Genomic DNA, 7379 nt, shown 5'->3' on the forward strand with positions numbered 1-7379 from the left:
GGTTCGGCGGTGGCCTCAAGGGTCAGCCGCTCGGCCCTGTGAAAGGGCTCGTCAGGATGCGGGGGTGGCAAGATACTCGGTGACCGTCACGGTTTTGGTGTGCGGATAGACACGCACCGGGTCGTCGCAATCGGCTTCCCGAAGCGAGTTGTATTCGCCGTCGCCGGTGACCTGATAGAAGACCTGCCAATACTGACCGTGCTCATCAACAAAGACCTCATTGACATAGTTGCCGTGCCGCCAAGCGTCATCAACATCCTTGTCTACAGAGGTGAGCATGTCGTCCCACCACAGGTCGCGGAAGGTTTTGATGTCCATTAGTATTCTCCGGGGGTTTCGTCGTCGAAAGCGGCTTTGCCGTCCGACAGTGCGGGGTCTTTGCCCTGCTCGATGCGCCCTGTGGCGTCCGAGAAGGTTAGAAAATCCGCGGTCCCAGTCCGTCCGGTCTTTCGACATTTGAGAACGGTAACCGTGGAAGTATTGCGAACCTCGGGGTCGGTGGCTTGCTGGTCTCGGGAGATGGCGAAGACGCCATTGGAGAGCTGCTTAATGCCGCCAGAACCGCGAAGGTCATCGAGAGATGGGACAGCGCCCTGCTCGAAGCTCTTGCCATTGCCTGGGGGTTTCCTGAGGTGGGAGATGAGGCCGATGTAGATGCCAAGCTCAACCGTGAGGGACTTGAGGTTGTGCATGATGCTGTCGATCCGCTTGCGCTCGTCGGTCCCTGCCCCGTCGCCCATGTCCGACACGAGGATGGACAGGTGGTCGAGCCAGATGATCTTGCAGTTCATCGCCTTGGCGGCGTAGCGGATGATCTCGTAGAGGCTGTCGTCCTCCATGGAGCCGAAGGCGTCATAGAGCTGGAGCCGCTCGTTGCCGAACTCGTCCTTGGCCAGGAAGAGGCGCTCGGCCGCTTCGTTGTATTCCAGGGTTTCCCGGTAGGCCGGGTCGTCGATCTGGAAACGCTTGCCCACTTCGTAGGCGATCAGGTCGTTGCCGGTGTCCTCAAGGGGTTCCTCAAGGTGGATGAGGGCCTGATTGAAGTCCGTCGTGTGGAAGAAGTGGTTCTGGAGGGCCTTGATGATGGTCGTCTTGCCCATCCCCGTCCCTGAGGTCCATGTGTCCAGCTCGCCCAGGCGGATACCGCCTCCGGTCTTGTAGTTGAGCTTGTCCATGAAATCGGGATAGGCGAAGGCGACCGTGTTCTCCTGCTTGCGGAGCCGGTCGAGGACCGCCGAGCCGCTCACGAGACCCTCGGGGCGGTACTGCTTGGCACCCCAGATGCAGTCGATGATCTGCTTGCCCTTGCCAGCCATCAGCATGTCGTTTGCGTCTTTGAAGCCCTCAGGGGCGAACGCGATGTAGACCTTGCCGAGGGGCAGCATACGCTTGACGATCTCGACCGTCTGACGGCCCTTCTCGTCGTTGTCGAAGAACAGGATGATCTTCTCGAACTTCTGGAGCCACTCGTAGGCTTCCTTGATCGGGCGCACCGCGTTCTTCCCGCCGCCGTCCACGAGGGACACCACGGGCCACTTGTTCGCCTGGACCTGGGAGACGGACATCGCGTCGATCTCACCCTCGGTGATCACGACTTGCTTGCCCCCGTCCCGCCAAAGCCATTGGCCGTAGAGGCCCTTGAAGTCCTGGCGGTTCGTCCAGGGGAAGGTCTTGTCGGGAAAGCGGAGCTTCTGCGCGACCGTCCTGCGGTTCTCGTCGAGGTAGTTGGCGCAGTGGACGCCGGTCTTACCGTTTACGTCAGTCTTGCCGTAGGACCAGAATCGCGCGGTTTCTTCGTTGATGTTCCGCTTGGCGAGTGCCGAGTAGGAGCATCGGTAAAGTGACGCGGATGAGGAAGGAGCTTTGGCAGAATGGGAATGGGATGGACTGTCCCCATCGGTTTTCGTCCTTGTTTCGCAGGAGTAGCAGTAGGTGTGCTCGGGGTAGACCGAGAGGGCATCCGAGGAGCCACAGTCGTCGCACGGCTGGTGCGTCAGGATCGCTTCACTCATTCAGCCAGTCTTTGGGGATTTGACCCTTGTCGGAGAACTTGAAGCCCTTGTCGGTGCACCACCTTGCGTAGGTGGTCGTCGAGGTCTTGCTGATCTTCGCGTTCGCGTTCTGAAACACGAAGCGGATGTCCAACTCGGGGTGTTGATCTCGGATGAGGAGATGCTTGGCGCGGTCTTCCGTGAGGAACCGGCCCTTGCTCTCGATATACATTTTCGACCCATCGCGCTTCTTGAGCACATGGAAGTCGGGGTTGTATTTGGACCGTCGAGCCGGTTTGACGTACTCGATCTTGTCCTCTTCGAACCCAAAGGGGCGACCCGCCAGCTCAAGCTGACGGGCCACCTGTCGTTCCAGGCCGGAGCGGTAACGATTAGTATTCGTCATCGTCCGTGGCGGGGGTGGAGTCGGTGTCTTCGTTATCGAAGGCATTCTTAGAAACCGAAGACTCTTCCTCGGCCTCGTAGCCATCCTCCTCGTCGAAGGCATTGGCATCACCACGTCCACCACCGGTAACGAGGTCGATCACCTGCACCATGACAGGCTGGAGCGAGATGCCCTTCTTGGCACCCGTGTTCCACGGGTAGACCTCGAACTGCACCCGCATGGTCGTGCCGCCCCAAATGGCGACGGCGACCGGCAGATCATTCTTCTTGGCATCGATGATCAGGGGACGGCGGTCCCACAGTTTGCCATCGGACTTGCGGAGCTTGTTTTTGACGCGGATTTTGAAGAGGACCTCGCCGGTCTCCTCGCCGTCGTCATTGAGCACGGACTCGAAGCACGAGTTCTTCGCCTTCGGCATGACCTTGCCCATGTGCTCCTTGGCGACCTTCTGGATCGCCGCGACGAGCGGAGCTGCTGCCTCCTGGGACAACTTGATGTCGGCCTTGTACTGGCCAAGCTCGTCGAATTTGGTGTCCGGTCGATTCAGCGCCGGATAAACTGCGACACCCTTCGTGGATGTCAGTACGGGATTTGCCATTTAAAGAATGTAGCCTTTGTTGATTGCCTCGACCGCCTCGCAGAGGTCGAGTGTGTCCTTGAGGGTCTCTTCGGTGAAGTCGGGGCCGAAGACCTGAAGGCGAAGCTCCTCGTCATCCCACTCTTCGGAGATGGCGTCGGAGAACCGTTGAACGGAGGGATCGTCGGAGAGCTGGCTGTCCAGGAGATCGATGATCTCGTGCTGGTCTTCGAGAAACTCGAAGCAGCTCTCGCGAGCGATCAGATAGAACGGGATATCACGACGCATTCTTGCCGCGTCCCCTCGGGGTAACCGCAGGTGCCTCTTCAGCGGTGACCGCTTCGGTGGCATTGCGCAGGACGTTGATGTCCAAGGTCTGCTTGCGACGGCCGAGGGTACGGCTGTCGTTCACCGCAGCGATGCGGTCGGCGTCGGCCTTGGCCTGAGCGGACGGGTCATAAGACCCATCGCACTCCTGGCAGGTGGCCGAGGGGGCCTCGGGGTTCACGTAGAACCGGAGGCCACAGGAGGTGCAGCGACGGGCTCTCATGGATCAGCCCTGGTTGCGGAAGAAGCGAACCGCGTCGAGAGCATCGTGGCGGTCTTCGAAGACGGCCAGGACAACTTCGCCGCCGATGGTGACGCCGAGGTCTTCCAGGGCGTCATCGTACAGCCGGGCGACGATCTCGTACTTCTTGTCGAACTTGCGGCGATTGTAGTGGACGGAGGCTTCGACGTAGCGCGTGTTGGAACGGATCGTGCGGAGCTGTGCAGTCGGGGTCATGCGGATACTTTCGTTAACGAAGATAATTGAAAAAAGAAGGGAACGGGAGGATTAGGCCAGGAGGTCTTCGAGGCGCTCGGAGACGCGGTGTGCGCGTTTCGCCTGAGAGTTCTCGATGAGGGCCTTCTCGGCAAACGCTTCCATCAGCCGAAGCGAGGCAGCGGCCCGGCGCTCATGCTGCGCAGCGGCCTTGTTGAGCTGCGTTAGGGCCTTGTCCAGGCCACCGAGGGCCTTGGAGGTGCTCGGCGTGGTGAAGTGGCGGTACAGGTTCTTGAGGATGTTGGTCATGATCGTTCTTTCGATCTGGAGGGAAACTTGGGATGTGCTGTATGAAGCCCTAATCCCTTCGTTAACGAAGAGATCGGGTCAAAACTCAGGCGTGTTTGTGCAAGGTGATGCCGTTCGGGATCATCACCTTCTCGACGAAATCCTTCAGGGGGAGGTCGAGGTAACGCTCAAGGGTGTCAGGTGCCGCCCCGGCCGATGCAATGGCGCGGTCCATGCGGAGGATCGCGGTGATCGGGAGAGACTGCGGGACAGGCTCTACGAGTTCAAACGCACTCGCGGCGTAAGAGCGGTCATCAACCGCAAACCGCAGCGATTTGCCCCCGGAGGAGACGTGGGTAACAACGCCCTCGTCACCAAGGTTGAACTCTCCCCAAGGGTCTTTGATGCGACGGACCGTATCGCCTACTTTGAAGTCAGTCATGATGATTATCTCCGTTAACGAAGGTATTTGGTTACGAGAAGAAGAACTGGTTTTCCAGGATGCCCCGGAGGTCCAGTGAGCCCTTTGCTGGCAGCGCCGGGATTTCCTCCTGGAGGTCCTTGGCGATGAGCGGCATTGCGGTTTCAAGGAACTCAGCCAGCACGTCATGCTCCTCGTACATCTGCACGAAGGCCTGACGGATGATCAGGGTGAAGTCCTCTACATCGGCGGCATGGACCCCGAAGCTGTCGTGGACAGCGGCGAAGTGGGTCATACCGGCGTCCATAGCTGCGCTTATGGTGCCCTGGAGGTGGGCCGCATCGAGCGAATGGACGAACGACGGGGCAACCGAGGTTGCCATCTGTCGGGGATCGAGGGTGTCGAGGTCCTCGGTGATGCGCGGCTGGATCATAGAGCCGTCGAAGAACGTCTTCACTTGACGGGACGCGGTGTCGAACTTGTACTGGTGCACCGGGAGGCCCATCGGGGTCACCCATTCGATACGGCGTTCCTTCGGCTGCGACCGGCCGACGAGGCGGGACACGGCCATGAGCCACTGCATAGCACCATCGGCCGCGACGACTACCTTGGGGATAGCCTTCCAGACCTTGTCGGCACCATACATCTTGAACTCCCACATCATCTCCCTCGGTACAGGAAGCGCCACGCCCTCCTTCAGCTCGTCCTCGACGGCTTCGGACACGTAGTTGGTGCAGGACATGCGGGTGCCAGCGTAGGGCTTGACCATGACGGAACGCTTGGTTGTCCCTCGGGTCATCCCGAAGACCTTCCAGGCGTCCTTGAGGGCCACCTTGTCGGCATCGTCATCATTCTCGATCAGCTCCAGGGCGACCTTGGCGACAGCCCCGTAGACATCCTGGCGGACATTGTTCGGGGTCATGTTGACGTGGAAACCGCCCACCTTGTCCCGCAGCATTGCGGAGAAGTGCTGGAGGCCCGAGCATGTCGCGTCGAGGTCTACGTGAAGTCGCGACTGGAACTGGGTCGGGTCTTCGAGGAGATGGGCTTCCGCCCATTCGAGGCACCACGCGAGGAACTGGACAGGGTTATCACATCCAGCCCACCGGGTGTCTTCTTGTGGGTTCCGGGCCACACTCCGGGCGAGGTCCAGATTAGCTTTTGCCCAAGCCGCACGTTCGTCCAGAGGTAGCTTATCTTTCCCAAAACAGTTAGCTCCGTGCACTGCCAGCCAGAAGAGGCCGCTTTTGCCGAGACGTTTGCTGTCCGCAAACTGAAGGATGCCTTTGACATAGTCTGGTCCCTGAGGGTTTAGGCCGGAGGGCTTGGGATATGCCCTGCCCCGGCTGTCGAGATCGTGGGGGAAGTAGATCGCATCGAACTGCGAGAACTTCCGTGCGAGGGTGAAGGCCCGTTGAGCCATGACCCGTTTGCCAATGATGCGGCGATTGTGTTCGTGGACCCCGAAGCAATAGGCGCGATACGCCTTCACGTCGGGATGGTCAGCCGCGAGGCCTTCGAGGGACGTGGGGGCCGGATCGGGGATCAGGCGGTCGGCACGGGGCAGCTTGCCGCAGCGGATGTTGCGAGCGTAGACGTGCTCGATGGCATCCAGGGCGCGGACGTTGACCTGCCACCGGGTGTTCTGGAGGCCGTTGAGGGAATGCAGGACGCGATGCACCCTGCCCTCGTCCACCGCCTTGCGGAGGATGGACCGGTAGACCCGCTTGGACGCCTTCACGAGCGGATAGGGCGTCACGTTGTGCGAGTGATAGCCGCCGCACTCCAGGGTGTCTGCGGTCCACTCACGGGGCGGAATGACGGTCGGGAAGTAGGTCGTGAACATCGCTTCGCAGTGGTCGGCGCAAAGCTCCACCGCCTGGAGGAGACCGAGCGACGGCTGGACAACGTCCCGCTTCGCTTTCCCGCTTCCCTCGGTGATCACCTCGATATCGCCGGTCACTGCCCGGAAGACATCCAGGAGGGCCGCACCCACCTGCACCATCTCGGTCTTGCTCCAGACCGCCCATTCCATGCCCTGCTTGACGAAGACGCGCTGCATGTACTCCTCCCGCTTGATGCGGGGCAGTTCACGGGATGCGAAGTCTGCATGGATGCGGCGGGAGAGCTTGGTGTGCTCGGCGTCGAACGCCTGGAGCCGCAGCTCGTCGTGGACAAGCCCGGCGACATAGATGGCGAGACCAGTGAAGGTGCAAGCCTTGTTCTCCTGGTAGACGCCTACCTTGTTCAGGATGCCCTTCAGGGACAGAAAGGCCAGGAGGGCCGGATCGACGTGTTCGATCAGGACAGCCGCTCTACTGCGCCTTCCAGCTTTGCCGGTGTTGGAGGCCTTGAGCCACTCAGAGACACCCTGAGTTACAGGGACAAGGTAGTTCTTCAGGAAGTGAGAACCAAGGAAGGTTTCACTGAAGGTTTCACTCTCAGTTCCCTTAGAGTGATCCTTATGGAACCTGGAGATAGTCAGTCCGCGAGCCTCCTCTTCGAGGGCCAGCTCGGCGCGGTATAGGTCGTTGTCAGTCATGTCGGGCCTCATCGGTGGCTCGGGTTGTTCGGATGTGCTGTATGAAGCCCTAATGTCTTCGTTATCGAAGATACTTTGAGAAATCCGCAGCGATTACAGTGCCTTGCGAGCGGCCCGTCTCCGGGCGATCAAGCGGCGGTACTGAAGGGAGCCCCAGAGGTACAGCGGGACAACCGTGGCACCACATACGCTCATCGCGACGACGGCCCACAGGGCAAATTCGAGAGTCAGGCGAACGGCTTCGGGCATGATGTCTCCATTCTTCAATGTCACTTCGATAACGGAATGTCTACGTTACTGAAGATAATTTTGCAACAAAAAACCCCAGGACCAGCTAAGGTCTTGAGGTTATTAGCTTCGTTACCGAAAGGGAAAGGTACTAGCACCTAAA

The 7379-nt window shown here is 59.8% G+C and carries 10 protein-coding genes; all 10 read right to left on the reverse strand.

Annotation, left to right across the window (positions count from 1 at the left end; translation table 11 throughout):
- Positions 1-51: 51 nt before the first annotated feature.
- A complete protein-coding gene (locus ASG03_RS20005) occupies positions 52-318 on the reverse strand; it encodes a hypothetical protein (protein WP_062695511.1) in 267 nt (88 codons plus the stop codon).
- A complete protein-coding gene (locus ASG03_RS20010) occupies positions 318-2012 on the reverse strand; it encodes a DnaB-like helicase C-terminal domain-containing protein (RefSeq protein ID WP_062695514.1) in 1695 nt (564 codons plus the stop codon). Before ASG03_RS20010 ends, ASG03_RS20005 begins: the two co-directional genes overlap by 1 nt.
- Positions 2005-2355, reverse strand: a complete 351-nt coding sequence (locus ASG03_RS20015) for a hypothetical protein (RefSeq protein ID WP_244475337.1) — start codon at positions 2353-2355, stop codon at positions 2005-2007. The genes ASG03_RS20010 and ASG03_RS20015 overlap by 8 nt, the downstream gene beginning before the upstream one ends.
- Before the next feature lie 28 nt (positions 2356-2383).
- A complete protein-coding gene (locus ASG03_RS20020; protein ID WP_062695518.1) occupies positions 2384-2995 on the reverse strand; it encodes an ssDNA-binding protein in 612 nt (203 codons plus the stop codon).
- Positions 2996-3262 carry a hypothetical protein gene (locus ASG03_RS20025; RefSeq protein WP_062695520.1) on the reverse strand — a complete coding sequence of 89 codons (267 nt, stop codon included), beginning with the start codon at positions 3260-3262 and terminating at the stop codon, positions 2996-2998.
- Positions 3252-3524 (reverse strand): hypothetical protein, encoded by a 273-nt coding sequence (locus tag ASG03_RS20030; protein WP_062695522.1) that lies wholly within the window; start codon positions 3522-3524, stop codon positions 3252-3254. Before ASG03_RS20030 ends, ASG03_RS20025 begins: the two co-directional genes overlap by 11 nt.
- Positions 3525-3527: 3 nt before the next feature.
- On the reverse strand, positions 3528-3758 hold the full coding sequence (locus ASG03_RS20035; protein WP_062695524.1) for a hypothetical protein: 231 nt from the start codon (positions 3756-3758) through the stop codon (positions 3528-3530).
- Between the two features lie 51 nt (positions 3759-3809).
- Complete coding sequence (locus tag ASG03_RS20040) at positions 3810-4046, reverse strand: hypothetical protein (RefSeq protein WP_062695526.1); 237 nt, start codon at positions 4044-4046, stop codon at positions 3810-3812.
- 85 nt (positions 4047-4131) lie between these two features.
- On the reverse strand, positions 4132-4467 hold the full coding sequence (locus ASG03_RS20045) for a hypothetical protein (RefSeq protein ID WP_062695528.1): 336 nt from the start codon (positions 4465-4467) through the stop codon (positions 4132-4134).
- Between the two features lie 31 nt (positions 4468-4498).
- Entirely contained in the window at positions 4499-6988 is a 2490-nt protein-coding gene (locus tag ASG03_RS20050) for a DNA-directed RNA polymerase (protein ID WP_062695529.1), read from the reverse strand.
- Positions 6989-7379 lie beyond the last annotated feature (391 nt).

The sequence above is a fragment of the Rhizobium sp. Leaf341 genome (assembly GCF_001424325.1).
Lineage (GTDB): Bacteria > Pseudomonadota > Alphaproteobacteria > Rhizobiales > Rhizobiaceae > Ferranicluibacter.

Bases quoted from the DNA above. Each gene is read 5' to 3' on its own strand.
- ASG03_RS20040 (WP_062695526.1), bottom strand. From the start codon at position 4,046: ATGACCAACATCCTCAAGAACCTGTACCGCCACTTCACCACGCCGAGC.
- ASG03_RS20030 (WP_062695522.1), bottom strand. From the start codon at position 3,524: ATGAGAGCCCGTCGCTGCACCTCCTGTGGCCTCCGGTTCTACGTGAAC.
- ASG03_RS20020 (WP_062695518.1), bottom strand. From the start codon at position 2,995: ATGGCAAATCCCGTACTGACATCCACGAAGGGTGTCGCAGTTTATCCG.
- ASG03_RS20025 (WP_062695520.1), bottom strand. From the start codon at position 3,262: ATGCGTCGTGATATCCCGTTCTATCTGATCGCTCGCGAGAGCTGCTTC.
- ASG03_RS20050 (WP_062695529.1), bottom strand. From the start codon at position 6,988: ATGACTGACAACGACCTATACCGCGCCGAGCTGGCCCTCGAAGAGGAG.
- ASG03_RS20010 (WP_062695514.1), bottom strand. From the start codon at position 2,012: ATGAGTGAAGCGATCCTGACGCACCAGCCGTGCGACGACTGTGGCTCC.
- ASG03_RS20045 (WP_062695528.1), bottom strand. From the start codon at position 4,467: ATGACTGACTTCAAAGTAGGCGATACGGTCCGTCGCATCAAAGACCCT.
- ASG03_RS20035 (WP_062695524.1), bottom strand. From the start codon at position 3,758: ATGACCCCGACTGCACAGCTCCGCACGATCCGTTCCAACACGCGCTAC.
- ASG03_RS20005 (WP_062695511.1), bottom strand. From the start codon at position 318: ATGGACATCAAAACCTTCCGCGACCTGTGGTGGGACGACATGCTCACC.